Origin of the sequence: Methylophaga thiooxydans DMS010 (assembly GCF_000156355.1) — a bacterium.
GTDB classification, from domain to species: domain Bacteria; phylum Pseudomonadota; class Gammaproteobacteria; order Nitrosococcales; family Methylophagaceae; genus Methylophaga; species Methylophaga thiooxydans.
In genome coordinates, this window is the sequence record NZ_GG657897.1 from 86,730 (window position 1) to 104,873 (window position 18,144).

An 18,144-nucleotide genomic window follows, 5' to 3' on the forward strand; every position below is an offset into this window, starting at 1 on the left:
GTTGTCCGCTAATAAAGGAGAGAAAAAAATGAAATTTAAATCACTTGCCGTTGCAGCTTCTGCTCTGATGATATTGTCAGGCGGTGCAGTAGCTTATGACGGAACAAAATGTAGTGCCCCGGGTGACTGCTGGGAAGCAAAACCAGGGTTTCCAGACAAAATTAAAGGTACTAAATACGACCCTAAACACAGTGAGAAAGAGCTGAACAAACAAACTCAAGCAATGCAAGCAATGGAAAAACGCAATGCTGAACGTGTTGAACAGTTCAAGAAATCCGGTAACTGGGTTTATTAATCCTTGCCACAGCATAACCGGCTCCCTTGGGGGCCGGTTTTCATTTATCAAGAAGACTCGTGTTTATGACTAACGCTTCTCCACAATCTGACATCTCCATATCTGACTGGCATTCGCTAATCAGTCATATGGAAAACAGCATCAACAGCACCATTCTCGGACAAGAACAAATCGTAAGACTGATCACCATCGCGACGTTGTCTCGAGGGCATATCCTACTCGAAGGTGATGTCGGGGTTGGTAAAACCACACTACTGAAAACCGTCGCCGAAACACTAGGCGGAAACTTTGAGCGAATTGAAGGCACAATCGACTTGATGCCCCATGATTTGGTCTATTACACCTATATTGCTGAAAATGGTAAACCCGGCGTCAGTTCTGGCCCTGTTCTCAAACATGGCGATGAGCTTTCTATCTTCTTTTTCAATGAGATTAACCGTGCTCGCCCTCAAGTGCATTCACTGTTATTGAGAATCATGGCTGAACGCAGTGTTCATGCGTTTAATCAAACCCATGTTTTCCCACATCTACAGGTATTTGCTGATCGAAATCGTATTGAAAAGGACGAAACGTTTGAGCTTCCAGCTGCCGCGAGAGATCGTTTCATGATGGAACTCCATGTTGAACAGCCGCAAGCAGAAAACCAATTGAAAGACTTAATGTTTAACCCTCGCTTTCATGATGCTGACAAGCTGGTTGATTCTGCAGATAAAGCCATTGTCCCGTTTCAACAACTCAATCATATTGCAGCATCGATACAAGATACAGTCCAAGCCAGCCCAACTATTAAAAACTATGGTTACCATCTTTGTCGCGCGATCCGTGAACCTGCCAACTATGGCATCAGCTTATCCGATGTTGACTCAAACACGCTCATCAAAGGCGGAATGGGGCCTCGTGGTATGAGTTATCTGGCTAGAGGCGCACGCGTAAATGCATGGCTAAATGAGCGTGAAGCAGTTATCCCTGAAGACTTTCACACTATTATTAAGCAAATAGCCAAGCATAGAATTTTTCTTAATCCCGTCTATGATTATGACCGCGACGCTATTATTGATAGTTTACTAGATTCGGTATTAAACACTATTCAGTCGCCATGAGCCTGGTGTTCGACTACAAAGCCACAACGCTGCTTAGAGGGCTTATGCTGGGTATGCATAAAAGTAAACAGCGAGGGACTGGCTCCGACTTTTATAAAAAATCCTCATTTCTTGATGAACCGGACACCTCGCGTCTTGATCTGAACGCCAGCCTCACAGATCCGTTTGAAGGCTTACATGTAAAGACTTTCCGTCAGCGGAGTAAGTTGGATGTTCAGATCTTTGTCGATGGCTCCTCATCCATGCTTTATGCCGACAAGATAAAGCACATCCAACAGTTGTTTGACAGTATTCATCAGTCCGTTGAAGCCGCTTCAGATCACTTTTATGGTTATCTGATGACACAATCACTCAGCACTATTGATAGTGCCAGTACTCTGCAACAGGCTTTTTCTGACATCAGACCCGAACAAAACCGCGCTGAATCTTATATCAAGCTTCCACAGGTCAATTTGCCACGCCCCTCTCTCGTCTTCATCATTTCAGACTTTCACTGGCCTGAGAAACAACTGGAAGCAATGATGACCTTGCTCTCCTCTCACCTGGTGGTGCCTGTCGTCGTATGGTCCAACGCAGAATATGCAGATTACCCTCTTTGGCGCTTTGTCGAAGTCACCGATCTTGAAACCGGTAAATCACGCTTAGTCTTCGTTAGTCGTCGTCAGAAAAATGCTATAGAGCAACGCTACCAACAGCGTAAACACTATCTTAACCAGCAGTTCAGACGCTTTAACCAGCGCCCTTTTTGGTTAACCGATCACTACGATCCACGTGATATGAGTCGCTACTTTGCGATGCAATAGGAGACCTCGTGAAGATTTCGGCTTACCTTTTTTTACTACTTACTAGTCTGTTTTGGCAGCCCGCTTTTGCAGCGGAAAGTACTGCTATTAAGATACTGCAACAAGACCGTGGTCGCGATTACGGTTTGATGGTCGGAGAGCTGATTCACCATCATTACATTATTAGCACTGATAGTGAATACACACTTACCACCGCATCATTACCAATAGAAGGGGAGTTAAATTATTGGCTTGACTTGCACTCCGTTGAATTGAAATCCACCGAGAAGCAAAACCGAACCATCTATCGCTTAAGTCTTGTCTACCAGAGTTTTTACGCACCACTTGATGTAAGAGCACTGACCATTCCCGCCATCACCTTAGATTTCCTCACAAGCCAGGAACAACGTGTCTCGCTGACCTTGGATGAGTGGACATTTACCATGTCACCGATAAAAGAGATCACACCCAGTGGGGTGGGCAATAGTGATGGTGTAGATCATTTTATGAAGCCGAGCATTCAACCACATCGGTTAAAACTAAAACCGATTGAAACCAGGCTGATTATCCTATGCTCATTACTGTTACTTTGTTTGTTGTTTTACGTTGCCTTATCGGGCTGGTTACCACGTCTCAACCGCTCACCTTTCTTACAGGCAAAACGTCAAATCAAAGCCCTGAGCAAACAGGATCTTAAGCAAACTGAACACTATCAGGCTTGTTTACAAGCGCTGCATCAAGCCATTAACCAACGCGCTGGCCAAACCATTTTCTTCAGCCGTTTAGATACCTTTTTGAACACACATCCCGCTTTCCAAACGCTAGACAAACCTTTACGTAACTTTTTTACACAATCAGAGGCCAGCTTTTTCTTTGCCGCAACTCCCGAGCCGAGCTATATAAAAGACTGTATCCGTTTATGTCACCAGCTTGCTGATGCCGACAAGGTATCGTTGAAATCATGAATCTGGCTTTTTCCCAGCCGTGGCTGTTACTCCTGTTACCGCTTTGCCTACTACCCTACTTTAGTAGCTTATTCGAACGTCAGGCTACACCGACGATTGCGTTGATTACGGCTGATACTGTCACTATATGGTTAAACCGACTGATACACTTGTTTGCTGCTATGGCTATCGGCAGTATCATTCTTGGTCTCGCCGGAATTCATCTACTAGAACAAACCGTTACCCGAACCGGAAGCGGTGCACACATCGTGTTTGTATTGGATCGTAGTGCCAGTATGAATGAAACTTTTGGCGGTGAAACGCCGGACGAAGATGAGCAATCTAAAGCCAAAGCGGCTCGTCGCATCCTCTCCAATTTTGTCACTAACCGTCCCCATGATTTATTTGGTGTCGCTGGCTTTAGCACCCAGCCCTTTTATATAAGCCCTCTGACAGAACACAAAACAGCAATTCAAGCCGCCATCAACAGCATGGAAACCCCCGGCCTTGCATTTACCAATGTTGCAAAAGGCCTGGGAATGGGACTGTCGTATTTTAAGGCGCAGCCACATACCGGATCCAGAGTGATCGTTTTAGTCTCAGATGGTGCTGCGACCTTAGATCACCGTGCCCAGAAAACCTTACGGGAATGGTTTGAACGCTATCGTGTCAGCCTGTACTGGTTTTTTCTGCGTACTGAAAACGGACAAGGCATTTATTCTGAACCGGAATCAAACCGGGATGATAACCCCCGCGTCATGCCAGAACGTTATCTGCATAAATTTTTTAACAGCTTATCTGTTCCCTATCACGCTTATGAGGTGGACACCCCAGAGTCGTTGCAAGCAGCAATTCATGAACTCGATGAATTAGAGAGTTTACCGTTGGTTTATCAGGAAAAGATCCCGCGTCAGCCGCTTGCGCCTGTTTTCTATTTTATTGCACTGCTTTGCACTTTATTGCTCGTCGCGGTTAAAAGTCTGGAGAAAAAAGCATGATCTTGCGTCGTTCTAAGCTGAAGTGGCTGTTCTTATCCCTCATCATCATACTCAGTATTTGGCTGCTACAAACAGCACAGCTCTGGTTTGAGGGCAAAAAGGTCAACCACACTTTAAACATGTTGCAAGCAGGCCTCTATATTGAAGAGGGTGAAATTGATCTTGGCTTACCCAATACCCAATTTGCCTATGCCTACCACCTACAACAACACAATATGTTTGAAGCTGCCGTCGATGCCTATGGCAAAGCCGAACGTGTCAGTGAGCCCCAACAGCTGAAGTACATTTATTTCAACATGGGAAATTTATACCTTGAGCAGGCGATTAAATTGGCTGAACAAATGGGTATCGATAGAGCCACGGCACTGGCCGATGTGGCCAAAGATTTGTACAAGTCGGCATTGAAAGTTGAACCCTCTTTCTGGCCGGCAAAATACAATTATGAGGCTGCACAACGTCTTTCTCGTGACTTACCCTTAGGCGAACTGCAAGAAGGCAATGATGCTGAAGAAAGCTCAGAAGAACTGTGGTCTGCGATGCCGGGCTTCCCACTTGGATTACCCTAAGCTGACATCACCATGACTCGACTCACCTGCCTTATTTCTGCTGCCATTCTGCTTCTTATCAGCTTGCTGTTACCGTTAATTCCATTTCCGGTAAAAACCTATGATTTCGTCTATATGCTGGATATCACCCGAAGCATGAATGTACAAGATTATACGGATAGCGATGGTGGTTCGATTAGTCGTTTAGATAAAGCTAAACAGGCCATGCTGACTTCAGCTCGCTCACTCCCATGCGGTTCTCGCATCGGTCTTGGCGTATTTACTGAAAGGATGCCGGCGTTACTTTTTTCGCCGATTGAGGTCTGTAAGGACTACGCCATTATTGAAGCCAGCATCAATCAGCTGGACTGGCGTATGGCATGGGTTGCTGACAGTAATATTACTCAAGGCTTATACAACACGCTGGAATTAATGAGCTACGACCTACTGGCTCAAAGTAAGCTTGTGTTTTTTAGCGATGGTCATGAAGCGCCTCCCATTAACCCACGCTATGCACCGGATTACAGCTATCTGGAACTGTTACAAGATCAAGCCGATAGTTGGCGGGCGGGACTGATTGTTGGCGTAGGGCAATCTAATTTAAGTAAGATTCCTAAATACGATGAAGATGGCACTCAGATTGGTTTCTACCAAGCTGAAGATGTCCCACATGCGACACGCTTTGGCCTGCCCTCGGATCCCACCAAAATCGAAGGTTATATCCCTCGAAATGGCCCCTGGGGGACTGAGAAAGTAGTCGGAACCGAGCACTTATCCAGTATTCGAGAAGACTACCTGAAACAGCTTGCTGAACAAGCCAAAATGCATTACCAGCATCTTGATATCTCTGCTTCGCTCACTGAGGCACTTCAACAGCCCGACTTCGCACAGCGCAAGGTACAACCTACGGCGATAAACCCGTTGTTTGCGAGTCTTGCTTTATTACTATTAGTCTATTGTTATCACCCATTTCGACACAAATGGCCAGAATTTAGCGTCAAATAAAGGCTAGTTTATCTATTCAATAAGGTGACGGATATAACAAGCGGTATATTACGAAGTATGTAGGGGCCTCCATACCCAGCTTACTGGGCTTATTTATATCTATCTGATACTTATACTCAGGTCTCGATAATAATAACGAGGTGTGACCGTTCCTGATACACATGCCTGACGTGAGTTAATTTAACATTCGTCAACTCATTCTATTGTCATCTAGGTGTGCTTGTAACGCTACAATTTCTACTTCAGCCAAAGGCATGTGATTAGGGTAAAAAATAGGAGCTGGATGTGCCACATAAAAACTTGAATAAACCGTAACATATATGAGGCGATTCTAGTCAAGTCACTATTGATTAAGTAAGCGTCAATGTGACATTGATTGAAGCTGAAATAGGATGACCCGCAAAAGGGTGGAGAGAAGAGTGGTGGCTATGCCTAGATTCGAACTAGGGACCCCATCATTATGAGTGATGTGCTCTAACCAACTGAGCTACATAGCCATCTATAGAAGCGCGCCATATTACGATAACGCTGGCAAAATATCAAGACTTAAAATGTTTTTATAACCAGTCGCTGAACTGAATACCAAAACCAATACTATTACTGTGGGCGTTGTAATCGATCAGGCTCTCACCATAACCATTAAACCATTGCACATAGCCACGGATATTGTTCGATAACGGAAAACTCCAGCCCATCTGGATAGCGCCATAGTTTTCACCAAAATCAAGGTTGTTTCTCACCATCACATCCAGACTATGATCCCCTGCTTTATATATAGCACTGAGCTCAAAGTTACCCATGTAATCATCGATATCCGGATTATCATCATTATCCAGAGACTCAGCGACTCTCAACCATGGTTTAAATGAGTAATACCAGTTGTTATGCTCCAAGGTGAAATCAGCATATACACGGTTCCAGCTGCGTGATAACTGACCCGCTTGACCATTAGATTGATGTGAAATACCTGTGCGGATCAATGAGTTTTTGATACCAAACAATTCAAAATCGTTTTTAAACGCTAACCATGCTTCTGGTTCGTGATTAGATTCACGAAATGGGGCTGAGCCTTCTTTATTAAACTGCTGCCAAAAGGAGCGATTGGTGTAGGCGACAAATAAATCCGCACGGTTGTTGAATAAGCCATAGACAATCGGCGTTTTTAAACTAATTTGAAATTTCGTTTCCCACGGCTGAAAGCGAAAGTCTTCATTCGGATCATCACGCTCAAACGGAGCCTCATTAGGTGAGGACATATTGTTGCTCAATATGATGTAGTTTGGTTTGTGTGGCAACAGCACAAAGGGATTCCGTGCTTCTTTTTTCTCAAGAAACTGTCGACGGGAGAGGGCCGACTTATCTGCGGTGGTCACGCCCTGTTCTGTCACCTGAATGTCTACAGGCTTAGTGTCAGTGTTTTCTTCTAAGTCGGCCTTCGATGCTTGCTCTGAGGGATCACAGTACTGTCTTAGCTGACCTATCGTGACAGTATCGTCTGCTGTTGCCATTTGTGTCAGCAGACATTGGTTAAAGTTATCTTCAGACTGGGCAGCGTAAGGCCACCAGAACGCTGCTAATAACAACGACGGCATGATGCACTTCATAGCTTATTCCTACAGAGGAAATGTTTATTAACTTAGCAGTATGGTTATAACAGATTGCTTACACATTGAAGCGGAAGTGCATCACATCACCATCTTTAATGATGTACTCTTTACCTTCCAGGCGCCATTTACCGGCGTCTTTTGCCCCCTGCTCACCATTGAACTGCACGTAGTCATCGTAACTAACGACTTCGGCACGGATAAAGCCTTTCTGGAAGTCGGTGTGAATCACGCCAGCGCCTTCTGGTGCTGTTGCCTCTAGCTTCACTGTCCAGGCACGGACTTCTTTAACCCCAGCTGTGAAGTAAGTATGCAAACCAAGTAACTGGTAACCACTGCGTATGACACGATTCAGCCCCGGTTCTTCTTGACCCAGTTCTGCTAAAAAGTCGGCTTTTTCGTCATCTTCTAAATCAGCAATTTCAGATTCAATCGCAGCACAAATTGGCACCACAATCGCACCTTCTTGTTCGGCCAATTTTTTAACAGCGTCTAACGCAGCATTGTTCTCAAAACCGTCTTCAGACACGTTAGCGATGTACATCGTTGGTTTGGTTGTCAGTAAATGCAAATCACGAATCAAAGCCGTTTGATCAACATCTAAGCCCATCGCTCGAACAGGCTGACCACTATCAAGGTGTTCCCGCATTTTAGTAAGCAACTCTAGGCGTGCTTTTGCCGTTTTATCACCACTTTTCGCATCACGAGTCGTTTTAGTAATGGCTTTTTCAACGCTTTCCAAATCAGCTAACGCTAATTCAGTATTAATCACTTCAATATCGTCTAGTGGCGAGACTTTACCTGCCACATGCACCACATTTTCATCTTCAAAACAGCGAACAACATGGGCTATCGCATCGGTTTCGCGAATATTAGCCAAGAACTTGTTACCAAGACCTTCGCCCTTTGAGGCGCCTTCAACCAGTCCCGCAATATCCACAAATTCCATCGTGGTCGGCATCACCCGTTCCGGGCTGACAATCGCAGCCAATTTATCCATACGCGGATCCGGAACCGGCACAATGCCTACATTAGGTTCAATGGTACAAAACGGGTAGTTCTGTGCATCAATACCCGCTTCGGTCAACGCGTTAAACAAGGTGGATTTACCCACATTAGGCAAACCGACAATACCGCACTTGAATCCCATGAAAATATCCTATTGTGAATGTAGCCAGTTCATCGCTTTATCCAGTTTATCGGACAAAACGTCTGGCAATATCTGTAATACGTTGTCTATAGCGGTCTCGACCTGCTGACGATCAGTAGGTGAAGGTTTGCTCAGCACATAGTCAGACACTAATTTGCTGTGCCCCGGATGACCAATGCCCAAACGACAACGTAAAAAATTCTTACCCCCTGTCTGCGCAATAATGTCTCGAAGTCCATTATGCCCGCCATGACCACCATCTCGCTTCAATCTCACCACACCAGGCTCGAGATCAAGTTCATCGTGCACGACTAAAATGTTTTGCAGGGGAATTTTGTAAAAGTTAGCCAATGCCGCCACAGACTGACCGCTGCGGTTCATAAACGTCAAAGGCTTTAGGAGATAGACTTTATGCTCGTCTAAAGAGCACTGAACCAACTGACCGTGGTATCGGTTTTGAACCGTAAAGTTCGCTCCCAATTCCCGTGCCAGTTGGTCCAGTAGCCAGAACCCGACATTGTGTCGGGTTCCTTCATATTGTGAGCCTGGGTTGCCCAGTCCAGCGATTATCCAGCTAGCCATTTAACACCCCAAACTCGACTGAATTACTCTTCAGTTGCTTCTTCGCCACCTTCTGCTTCATCTGCAGCAGAATCAACGTCTTCGTCTTCTTCAACTTCCTGTACGCGAGGCATATGAATGCTCGCAACAGCTTGGTCATAAGCAGAACGTTCGCCTTCTTCCAGCTCTTCTTCTTGGTGATGAGTCAATGCTGTCAGGCTGACACCTTTAGGCAGAACCAGCTCTGTCAGGTGAAGACTGCCGTCCATTTCCATACCAGAAATATCTGCTTCAATGTATTCAGGCAGATCTTGTGGCAAACAGGCAATTTCAACTTCAGTAATCATGTGTGATACCTGACCACCATCTTTCACGCCCGGCGCAACATCTTCACCGATAAAGTGAACAGGAACAGTCATGGTCATTTCATGTTTTGCATCAACACGTAAAAAGTCAGCATGAATGATTTTGTTGTCATTCGCAGGATGACGTTGCAGATCTTTCAGTACTACCTGATCTTTCTTACCAGCAATATCCAAAGTCAGAATGTGTGCATAAAATGCTTCTTCATCCAAATGACGCAGGAACTGGTTGTGATTGATTGAGATAGATACAGGGTCTTTATCTGCACCATAAACAACAGCTGGAATTTTGCCCGCATGACGAAGGCGGCGGCTCGCACCTTTCCCCTCATCAGTACGCGCTTCAGCTTGTACTTCAAATAAATTTTCCATCTTTTTCTCCAAAAAGCATGGACTTTCGCCCATCAAAAATACCGCCCATAGGCGGCTCAAGCCTCCCCCGCGACCAGGTTCGGCACGTCAAAGCCAGTAAATTTCTGGCTAATCCATATACAAGGAGCTAACAGACTCCTCGTTACTAATTCTATACATCGCTTCGGCTAACATTTCGGCAATGCTAAGCACGCGAATTTTGTCACACGCATCAGCATGTGGTTGAAGCGGAATCGTATCAGTCACCACAACTTCATCTAACACTGACTTAGTAATGTTATCGATCGCAGGCCCCGATAAAACCGGATGCGTCGAATAAGCCACGACTTTTTTCGCACCATGCTCTTTCAATGCAGCCGCTGCTGCACATAAAGTACCGGCAGTATCGACCATATCGTCAATCAACACGCAGACACGGTCATTAACGTCACCGATGATATTCATCACCTTGGCTTCATTTGCACGTGGACGGCGCTTATCAATAATCGCCAGTTCGACATCGAGATGTTTTGCCAGAGCTCGGGCACGAACCACACCACCCACATCAGGCGACACCACAACCAAGTCTTGGTATTTATGCTTCCAGATATCACCCAAAAGCACCGGTGAGGCATACACATTATCAACAGGGCAATCAAAAAAGCCCTGGATTTGATCCGCATGCAGATCAACGGTCAACACGCGGTCAGCGCCAACACCGGTTAGCATGTTGGCAACAACCTTAGCAGTAATAGCTACCCGTGCTGAGCGTGGACGACGATCTTGGCGTGAATAGCCGAAATACGGCACAACCAAGGTAATACGTTTGGCCGATGCACGACGAATTGCGTCGGTCATCACCATTAATTCCATCAAATTATCATTGGTCGGCATGCAAGTTGGTTGCACGATAAACACGTCCTTACCACGGACGTTATCGAGAATTTCAACCATCACTTCGCCATCGCTGAACTGTTCAACAGTCGCTTTGCCAAGGGAAATATTGAGGAAATTAGCAATATTCTGAGCCAGCCTGCGATTGGCATTACCAGTGAATACCATCATGCGGCTATCGGCTGTTCTTTGCTGTAACTGGAGGAGTCGGTTTTGTGTCACGGTAGAGGCGCCGAGTTTTCTATCAAAAAAACAAAAGAGTGGCTGGGGTACCAGGATTCGAACCTGGGAATGACGGGATCAAAACCCGTTGCCTTACCACTTGGCGATACCCCAACTGTAAAAACTCATTCTAACATCTTGCTGTCACATTTGGCTGATTAAAAACCAAAGCGTGTGCAGTGAGTGGCGACCGGTTAGTACCTTTGGCCACAAACCCCTGCCAGTCGGAAGGCAAGTTATCCACTACGTCTTGTGCTTGCTGCTGATCATCAAACTCAGCGAACACGCACGCACCGGTTCCAGTCATCCTCGGCTTAGCATATTGAGCCAGCCAATTCAGTGCTTGCGCAACTGCTGGATAGTGCATTCTTACTACATCTTCACAGACGTTTCTGCCTTCCCCCGAAAGGAAGCGCGATATTGTGATAGGTTCGCAGTCCCGTGTCAATTCCGCTGATGAAAATATTTCAGCTGTTGATACGTGGCAATCTGGCTTAATCACGACAAACCAAGGTTCTGTGGGCGATATCGGGGTAAATTGCTCACCAACGCCCTCTGCCCAAGCAGCCTGTCCGCTGATGAAAATAGGCACGTCTGCGCCTAGTTGCAATCCGAGCTGCGCTAATTCGGCTCGTTTCAGACCGCATTCCCAAAGCTGATTTAACGCCACTAACGTTGTGGCGGCATTGGAGCTCCCGCCACCTAAACCGCCGCCCATCGGTAACCGTTTAGTAATCCCAATAACGGCACCCTTTTGACTTCCCGTGTGCCGCTGTAACAGCTTGGCAGCCCGAACAATCAGATTCTCATCATCATTCACATCGGGCATTGATTCGCGCAGACTGATCGCTGCTGTTTGAGTGATTTCAAACTCAAGGTCGTCACCATAATCCAAAAACTGAAACGCCGTTTGCAGCTCATGATAGCCATCACTTCGACGACCGGTGATATGCAAAAACAAGTTCAGCTTGGCCGGTGCGGGCCACGTTGTCACTTGGGTCGGCTCCAGTCCGTCACGACTAAGCGCACACTCAAATCAGGGTGTTTCATAAACACTTTCGACGGCATCGAATAGGTTTCAAATGGCATATAGCGCAAAAACTCAATTGTCCAACCGGCCTGTTTAAGTAAAGTCAGGCGACCTTGTTCATCAAGCTGTTTATTCTCAATCGCCGCTTGTGAATAAGGCACACCACGTACCCAGTCCCGTAGCGCACTAACAGGCAACAACCATCCCATGGCTTCTGCCAGTAATTGTTCCGGCGTTGCAGCCGTCATCGTTTCGCCATCATCCAGTGTCAACGTCACCTCTTGTTGATCACCATCTAAGGCAACACCACCTTGTGAAAATGGGCCGAAAAGTTTGATATGAAACTGCTCGTGCTGTTCTTCCCACTTGATACCAGCATTCCAGCCTTCTTGGCCTTGCGTAATCGCCGTGCGACCTTTGAAGGCCCAGTGGGTTAACTCTTCCTGCTGAACTAGCCGCTGCTGCCATAAGATATCAGCACTCTGTGTGGGTTTTTGTTGCCAAAATGGCGTACAACCTGATGTCAAAACAATCAGGCTGAGTAGCAACAGTTTTCTCATTTGCCATACCTGCGCATGGTGTCTAATAACAAACGATTATCAGCATCCTGCTGCAATCCCTGCTGCCACATTTTCATCGCTTCGGTTTGCTTACCTTTTTCCCACAACACTTCACCAAGGTGGGCAATAAACTCCACGTCCGGTTGCACTTGAAGGGCTTCCCGGAGGTATTTTTCAGCTTTATCCAGTTCACCCAGACGGTAATACGCCCACCCCAGACTATCTAGATAAAACGGGTCGCCAGGCTTTATCTCCAGCGCTTTTTGAATCATCACCAATGCTTCCTGATGACGATCAGTACGATCAGTCAGTGTGTATCCCAACGCATTGAGTGCTTGTGCATTGTTAGGATCTTTTTCCAGGATCCAGCGTAGATCTTTTTCCAGCACATCGAGTTTATTGATGGATTCTGCAATCATCGCTCTGCTGTAGCGTAGCTCTTCACTTTGTGGGTACTGACCCATCGCATCGGTCAATAAATCAAATGCGTCCTGACTCTGATCCGCTTCACGTAGAATGCTGGCTTCAAACAGGTAATACTGCAAAGCCTGCTCCGGTAGGTCTTGGCGCATCGCAGCCAAATGAGCTCGCGCTTTATCAAGCTCACCACGTTCCAGCAAAATATTAATGTAATTATTTTGGGCATTGTCGAAGCGGTTACTGTGAACAGGTACCGAAGCAAACCAAACTAAAGCAGCATCCAGGTTGCCATTCATCTGCTCGGACAGCCCCATAAAATAGGTAGCCTGCTGCGTCGGATCACCCTGTTTGAGTAACTGGCTGAAAAACGATTTCGCCTCTTGGCCATCTTTGTCTTCAAGTGCTAACAAACCCAAAGCAAACAGCACATCACGATTAGTTGGTTTTTCGGCATGCAAGGCCTCAAACACTGCTCGCGCTTTTTCTGACTCACCTTGATCGCCGAGTAATTTGCCATAAGTGAAACGCAATTCATCCGAGGCATTCTTTCGCTTAGCGGCTCTGGCAATCAGCTTCACGCCCTCTTCCGCGCGCCCCATGCGTTGCAAAATATCCGCTTTCAAAATGAGGTAATCCTCATTACGAGGCTCAGCTTCGACTAGTGGCGATATCTCAGCAAGCGCCGCATCAAACTGCTTATAAAAAGCGCTCAGTCGAGCATGAGCAAATTGCGCTGCCGGATCACCCTGCTGATATAGGTCCAGTCTCTCTAAGATACCTAACGCCTGTTCCTGAGTCGCAGCTTCGGTCAAGCTTTCAGAAACACGTGCCAAGTATTCAGTTTTTTTGTCAGGCTCTAAGCTCAATGCTTTATTAACAGCTTCGACAACACCATCAAAATCTTCTTCCCACATCAAAAACGGCGTTTGCATGATGTAAACATCGGCTTCGTTAGGGGAGACTTCAACCCAGCGATCTAATGCGCGGCTAATGCGCTGCTTATCGCGGGACAAACTAGCTACTTGAGCACTTCGACTTGCTAACTTGGGTGACTCAACCATGTCCGCTGCACGGTGGTATAAATCCACAGCAGCACCGATTTCGCCGCGTTGACCAGCAACTTCAGCAGTCAAAATGTAATACATTAGTTCAGGCGTAAATGGCAGAGTTACTTCCACTTCGGCATCTTTTTCAGACTCCGCCTCAGCGGGTTTTTCGACTTCTGTTTCGGCTGATTGGTTACCAGAAGTGGCTATCTGCTGTGCTGGTGATGAGGCGCACGCTAATAACAAAAGCGGCATGCCTAATAAGCCAACACGCTTTAGGAACTCACTGGCATTCTTCCAGAATGATTGCATTGAATCCATATTAAAACGACCTGAACGTTTGATTTTGATAGTATGGCGTATTAATTTTATCTAACACCAGACGCTTGCAATTACGGCTGTAGAGTTTAACAGCATTTAAATACGACTTTATCTCAATATGCATCTTGTCACCTACGGCATCAATCATAATACGGCTCCCGTCCATATTCGCGAGCTGTTTGCGTTTGATGTTAATCAACTACCGGTAGCATTGTCTGCCCTGCATCAGCAAGAGTCCGTGCTTGAAGTCGTGATTTTATCGACCTGTAATCGCACCGAGATATATTGCTGTCTAGACGATGATTCTGACAACCAGATCTTGGCTTGGTTGCATCAGTTCCACCAACAACAAGTTGACGTTATCGCGCCCTATCTTTATCACTATCAATCCGATGACGCGATACGGCACTTGCTACGCGTTGCCTGTGGGCTGGATTCCATGGTGTTGGGTGAACCCCAAATTTTGGGACAACTCAAAGATGCCTACAGCCAATCACTCAATGCCGTTACCTTAGGTAAATCATTGGGGCGCCTGTTTCAACATGCTTTTGCAGTCGCCAAACAAGTTCGCACCGATACCGCGATTGGTAACAGTCCCGTTTCAGTCGCTTTTGCAGCGGTCAGCTTGGCAAAACAAATTTTCAGCAACCTCGGCGATTCAACAGCCTTACTAATAGGTGCCGGTGATACGATCGAGCTCGCTGCCCGTCATTTATTTGATAATGGTATCAAGCGTTTAATCATTGCCAATCGCACTATTGAAAGAGCACATAATCTCGCCATGCAGGTAGATGGTTATGCCATCAGCCTGAGCGAACTTCCAGCACACCTTGCTGAAGCAGATATTGTGATTAGTTCTACCGCCAGCCAGCTACCTATATTGGGTAAGGGTGCTGTCGAGCGTGCTTTAAAACAACGCAAACGCAAACCCATTTTTATGGTGGATATTGCAGTACCCCGAGATATTGAAGCTGAAGTGGGGCAACTGGAAGACATCTATCTGTACTGTGTGGATGATTTAAAAGAAATCATCGAAGAAAATTTACAATCTCGCCGTGATGCAGCACTTCAAGCTGAAGAAATTATTGACTCCCAAGTTGATCATTTTATGGCTTGGCTACGTACTCAGGATGCTGTCCCTGTTATCAGAGCAATACGTGACAACGCAGAGGAGATGAGTAAAGACTCACTTGTGAAAGCGATGAGACAGCTGGAACAAGGCATGGCGCCAGAGCAGGCAATGGCGGAATTGGCCCGCAGTCTAACCAATAAATTATTGCACGAACCCAGCCGGCAATTACGCCAGTCCGGCTTTGATGAAGATGGCCAATTGCTGGACTCAGCCCGCCGTCTTTTTAATATCAAGGATCAAAAGTGAAAGAGTCGATCAAAAATAAACTGGAATCCCTCGTCGATCGTCATGAAGAAATCGCCGGCTTACTGGCTGATCCAGACACCATGGCTGACCAGAACAAATTTCGCACATTATCGCAAGAATATGCACAATTAGAACCCGTTGTAAGCAATTTCACCGCATATCGCCACACATTATCAGCTATTGAAGATGCCAACCTGATGCTGGAAGAAGACGATGCCGAGATGCGTGAAATGGCACGTGAAGAACTCAATCAGGCGGAACAAACACAAGAAGAACTTGAGCTGAGCCTGCAAAAGCTATTACTGCCGAAAGATCCCAACGATCAACGCAATATTTTCCTCGAAATACGTGCAGGAACGGGTGGCGATGAAGCGGCTATTTTCTCCGGTGATCTGTTCAGAATGTATAGCAAATATGCTGAAGTCAGACGCTGGAAAGTAGAAGTCATCAATGCACAGGAAGGCGAGCATGGTGGCTATAAAGAAATGATCTGCCGCATTGTTGGCGAAGGCGCGTATTCAAGGCTCAAGTTTGAGTCTGGTGCGCATCGTGTACAACGTGTGCCTGAAACCGAGTCACAGGGCCGTATCCACACTTCGGCTTGCACGGTCGCTATATTGCCCGAAGTTGATGAAATTGATGCCGTGGATATCAATCCTGCCGATATTCGGGTCGACACTTTCCGCGCCTCTGGTGCCGGTGGTCAGCACGTTAATAAAACTGATTCCGCTATTCGTATTACTCACCTGCCGACAGGTATTGTGGTGGAATGTCAGGAAGAGCGTTCTCAGCATAAAAACCGTGCTAAAGCGATGTCGGTATTACAGTCGCGGATTATGGCAGAGCAAGTTCAAAAGCAAGAAGCAGAACAGGCCGAAACCCGTAAGTCGTTAGTCGGCAGTGGTGATCGTAGTGAGCGTATTCGCACTTATAACTACCCGCAAGGCCGTATCACCGATCATCGCATCAACCTCACCTTATATAAATTAAATGAGATTGTTGAAGGTGATTTGGATCAAGTGATTGAACCGCTGATTAACGAGTATCAGGCAGATCAATTAGCGCTGTTATCTGGCGAGAGTTAAACCCACTGTTTAGGCGGAAGGAAGTCTGTATATAAACGGGCTTCCGCTGACCCTGGCTCGGGTTGCCAGTTATAGCGCCATGTCACCAGCGGCGGCAACGACATCAGAATGGATTCGGTGCGACCACCCGACTGTAGTCCAAACAAAGTACCGCGGTCATAGACCAGATTAAATTCAACATAGCGTCCGCGGCGATACAGTTGAAAATCACGCTCTTGTTCGCCATACACTTCATTCATGCGTTTTTTGACGATAGGCGTATAGGCCTTGATATAGCTGTTACCAACTGATTGCAGAAAAGCAAAACAGCGCTCAAACCCCCATTCATTGAGATCATCAAAAAACAAACCACCGACACCGCGGCATTCATCTCGATGTTTCAGGTAAAAGTAGTCATCACACCATTGCTTAAATCGTGGGTAGACTGCTTCCCCAAAGGGTTCACAGGCTTTTTTCGCTTCACTATGCCAATGAATCACATCGTCTTCATTACCGTAATAAGGGGTGAGATCATAGCCGCCACCAAACCACCAAATCGGTTCTTCACCCTCTTTTTCAGCGATGAAAAATCGTACATTGGCATGCGATGTCGGTATGTATGGATTGTTCGGGTGAATGACTAATGACACGCCCATGGCTTTGAAGCTGCGTCCGGCAAGTTCGGGACGGCTGGCTGTTGCCGATGGTGGCATATTGTCGCCACTTACTTCTGAAAAGTTGACACCGCCTTGCTCAAACACTGCGCCATTGGTTAAAACACGTGTGCGTCCGCCACCACCTTCTGCTCGTTGCCACTCATCAAGCTCAAATTTAGCATCACCATCTATAGCTTCAAGTGCATTGCAAATAGTATCTTGTAGCGTAAGTAAATATTCACGTACTGCATCAATATCAGGCTGACTCATCGCAATGTTTCTCCGGTTTGACCATCACGGATCTGACTAGGCTTATCTGCTCCACCCAAAGCACCGGGAAGAACATAGTCTATGGCAGGCAACTGCCAGCGTACCTGATGAACATTCATAGCGGGTTTGAGTCCGGTGATATTGGCGCTGGTTGACACAATCGCGCCACCAAACGCTTCACAAAGCTGTCGAGTTAAAGGGTGCGCTGTCACGCGAACGGCAATGGTATCGTGCATACCCGTCAGATAACCAGGCACATCTGATCGTGCTGGCAATAGCCAGGTCACGGGGCCCGGCCAGGTTTGCTGTAGCTGTTCTAACATTGCCGCTGAAACGGGCTCGATAAAGTCTTGTAATTGATTAAAATCAGCGGCAATTAAGATCAGCCCTTTCGTCCATGGACGTTGCTTGATTTCCAGCAACGTCAACACTGCCTCCTCATCCCAAGGATCACAGCCAACGCCGTACACGGCCTCTGTGGGGTAGGCAATCGTACCGCCCAGATTGAGCGTTTTAACCGCTTGTCTTAAACGCCAGTTCAATGCAGCCATGTCATTCCCCACAGAAAAAATCAGTTATCGCTATT

The 18,144-nt window shown here is 46.5% G+C and carries 19 protein-coding genes and 2 tRNA genes; 9 read left to right on the top strand and 12 right to left on the bottom strand.

From position 1 onward, the window contains the following. Positions 1-28: 28 nt before the first annotated feature. The 7 genes from MDMS009_RS07305 (at position 29) to MDMS009_RS07335 (ending at position 5,669) form a co-directional block, all read left to right on the top strand. Entirely contained in the window at positions 29-295 is a 267-nt protein-coding gene (locus MDMS009_RS07305) for a methanol dehydrogenase (RefSeq protein ID WP_008290952.1), read from the top strand. 65 nt (positions 296-360) lie between these two features. Further along, complete coding sequence (locus tag MDMS009_RS07310) at positions 361-1,395, top strand: AAA family ATPase (RefSeq protein WP_043888041.1); 1,035 nt, start codon at positions 361-363, stop codon at positions 1,393-1,395. Then, a complete protein-coding gene (locus MDMS009_RS07315; protein ID WP_154646993.1) occupies positions 1,392-2,198 on the top strand; it encodes a DUF58 domain-containing protein in 807 nt (268 codons plus the stop codon). Before MDMS009_RS07310 ends, MDMS009_RS07315 begins: the two co-directional genes overlap by 4 nt. Positions 2,199-2,206: 8 nt before the next feature. Continuing rightward, positions 2,207-3,142, top strand: coding sequence for a hypothetical protein (locus MDMS009_RS07320; protein WP_008291114.1), 936 nt, complete (start codon positions 2,207-2,209; stop codon positions 3,140-3,142). Further along, entirely contained in the window at positions 3,139-4,119 is a 981-nt protein-coding gene (locus tag MDMS009_RS07325; RefSeq protein WP_008290972.1) for a vWA domain-containing protein, read from the top strand. The genes MDMS009_RS07320 and MDMS009_RS07325 overlap by 4 nt, the downstream gene beginning before the upstream one ends. Beyond that, positions 4,116-4,685: a hypothetical protein gene (locus MDMS009_RS07330; protein ID WP_008290977.1), complete on the top strand. Its 570-nt coding sequence runs from the start codon at positions 4,116-4,118 to the stop codon at positions 4,683-4,685. The genes MDMS009_RS07325 and MDMS009_RS07330 overlap by 4 nt, the downstream gene beginning before the upstream one ends. 12 nt (positions 4,686-4,697) lie before the next feature. Continuing rightward, on the top strand, positions 4,698-5,669 hold the full coding sequence (locus MDMS009_RS07335; RefSeq protein WP_008290980.1) for a vWA domain-containing protein: 972 nt from the start codon (positions 4,698-4,700) through the stop codon (positions 5,667-5,669). Positions 5,670-6,089: 420 nt separating this feature from the next. On the opposite strand, the gene MDMS009_RS07340 is transcribed toward MDMS009_RS07335, so the two are convergent. From MDMS009_RS07340 to MDMS009_RS07385, 10 genes are all read right to left on the bottom strand, one after another. Next, a tRNA-Met gene (locus tag MDMS009_RS07340) sits at positions 6,090-6,166 on the bottom strand. A 60-nt stretch (positions 6,167-6,226) separates the two neighbouring features. Continuing rightward, positions 6,227-7,261 carry a phospholipase A gene (locus MDMS009_RS07345; RefSeq protein WP_008290893.1) on the bottom strand — a complete coding sequence of 345 codons (1,035 nt, stop codon included), beginning with the start codon at positions 7,259-7,261 and terminating at the stop codon, positions 6,227-6,229. A 70-nt stretch (positions 7,262-7,331) separates the two neighbouring features. Further along, on the bottom strand, positions 7,332-8,423 hold the full coding sequence (ychF, locus tag MDMS009_RS07350) for a redox-regulated ATPase YchF (RefSeq protein ID WP_008291135.1): 1,092 nt from the start codon (positions 8,421-8,423) through the stop codon (positions 7,332-7,334). Positions 8,424-8,432: 9 nt separating this feature from the next. Further along, the gene (gene pth / locus MDMS009_RS07355) at positions 8,433-9,005 is read right to left on the bottom strand and encodes an aminoacyl-tRNA hydrolase (RefSeq protein WP_008290974.1); all 573 of its coding nucleotides are present in this window, start codon (positions 9,003-9,005) and stop codon (positions 8,433-8,435) included. Positions 9,006-9,028: 23 nt separating this feature from the next. Continuing rightward, positions 9,029-9,718 carry a 50S ribosomal protein L25/general stress protein Ctc gene (locus tag MDMS009_RS07360; RefSeq protein WP_043888042.1) on the bottom strand — a complete coding sequence of 230 codons (690 nt, stop codon included), beginning with the start codon at positions 9,716-9,718 and terminating at the stop codon, positions 9,029-9,031. Positions 9,719-9,826: 108 nt separating this feature from the next. After that, entirely contained in the window at positions 9,827-10,762 is a 936-nt protein-coding gene (locus tag MDMS009_RS07365; protein WP_008291166.1) for a ribose-phosphate diphosphokinase, read from the bottom strand. 90 nt (positions 10,763-10,852) lie between these two features. Then, positions 10,853-10,927 (bottom strand) — tRNA-Gln (locus tag MDMS009_RS07370). Between the two features lie 16 nt (positions 10,928-10,943). Further along, positions 10,944-11,807: a 4-(cytidine 5'-diphospho)-2-C-methyl-D-erythritol kinase gene (ispE, locus tag MDMS009_RS07375; protein ID WP_043888043.1), complete on the bottom strand. Its 864-nt coding sequence runs from the start codon at positions 11,805-11,807 to the stop codon at positions 10,944-10,946. Beyond that, the gene (gene lolB / locus MDMS009_RS07380) at positions 11,804-12,403 is read right to left on the bottom strand and encodes a lipoprotein insertase outer membrane protein LolB (RefSeq protein WP_008290967.1); all 600 of its coding nucleotides are present in this window, start codon (positions 12,401-12,403) and stop codon (positions 11,804-11,806) included. Before lolB ends, ispE begins: the two co-directional genes overlap by 4 nt. Further along, positions 12,400-14,190 (bottom strand): tetratricopeptide repeat protein, encoded by a 1,791-nt coding sequence (locus tag MDMS009_RS07385; RefSeq protein WP_008291041.1) that lies wholly within the window; start codon positions 14,188-14,190, stop codon positions 12,400-12,402. The genes lolB and MDMS009_RS07385 overlap by 4 nt, the downstream gene beginning before the upstream one ends. Before the next feature lie 118 nt (positions 14,191-14,308). On the opposite strand from MDMS009_RS07385, the gene hemA reads away from it, so the two are divergent. Next, a complete protein-coding gene (hemA, locus tag MDMS009_RS07390; RefSeq protein WP_008291138.1) occupies positions 14,309-15,568 on the top strand; it encodes a glutamyl-tRNA reductase in 1,260 nt (419 codons plus the stop codon). Further along, positions 15,565-16,653 (top strand): peptide chain release factor 1, encoded by a 1,089-nt coding sequence (gene prfA, locus MDMS009_RS07395; protein ID WP_008291042.1) that lies wholly within the window; start codon positions 15,565-15,567, stop codon positions 16,651-16,653. Before hemA ends, prfA begins: the two co-directional genes overlap by 4 nt. On the opposite strand, the gene hemF is transcribed toward prfA, so the two are convergent. Both hemF and MDMS009_RS07405 read right to left on the bottom strand, forming a co-directional pair. After that, on the bottom strand, positions 16,650-17,558 hold the full coding sequence (gene hemF / locus MDMS009_RS07400; RefSeq protein ID WP_008290999.1) for an oxygen-dependent coproporphyrinogen oxidase: 909 nt from the start codon (positions 17,556-17,558) through the stop codon (positions 16,650-16,652). The genes prfA and hemF overlap by 4 nt on opposite strands. Next, positions 17,555-18,109, bottom strand: a complete 555-nt coding sequence (locus MDMS009_RS07405) for an L-threonylcarbamoyladenylate synthase (RefSeq protein ID WP_043888044.1) — start codon at positions 18,107-18,109, stop codon at positions 17,555-17,557. Before MDMS009_RS07405 ends, hemF begins: the two co-directional genes overlap by 4 nt. Between the last annotated feature and the right edge of the window lie 35 nt (positions 18,110-18,144).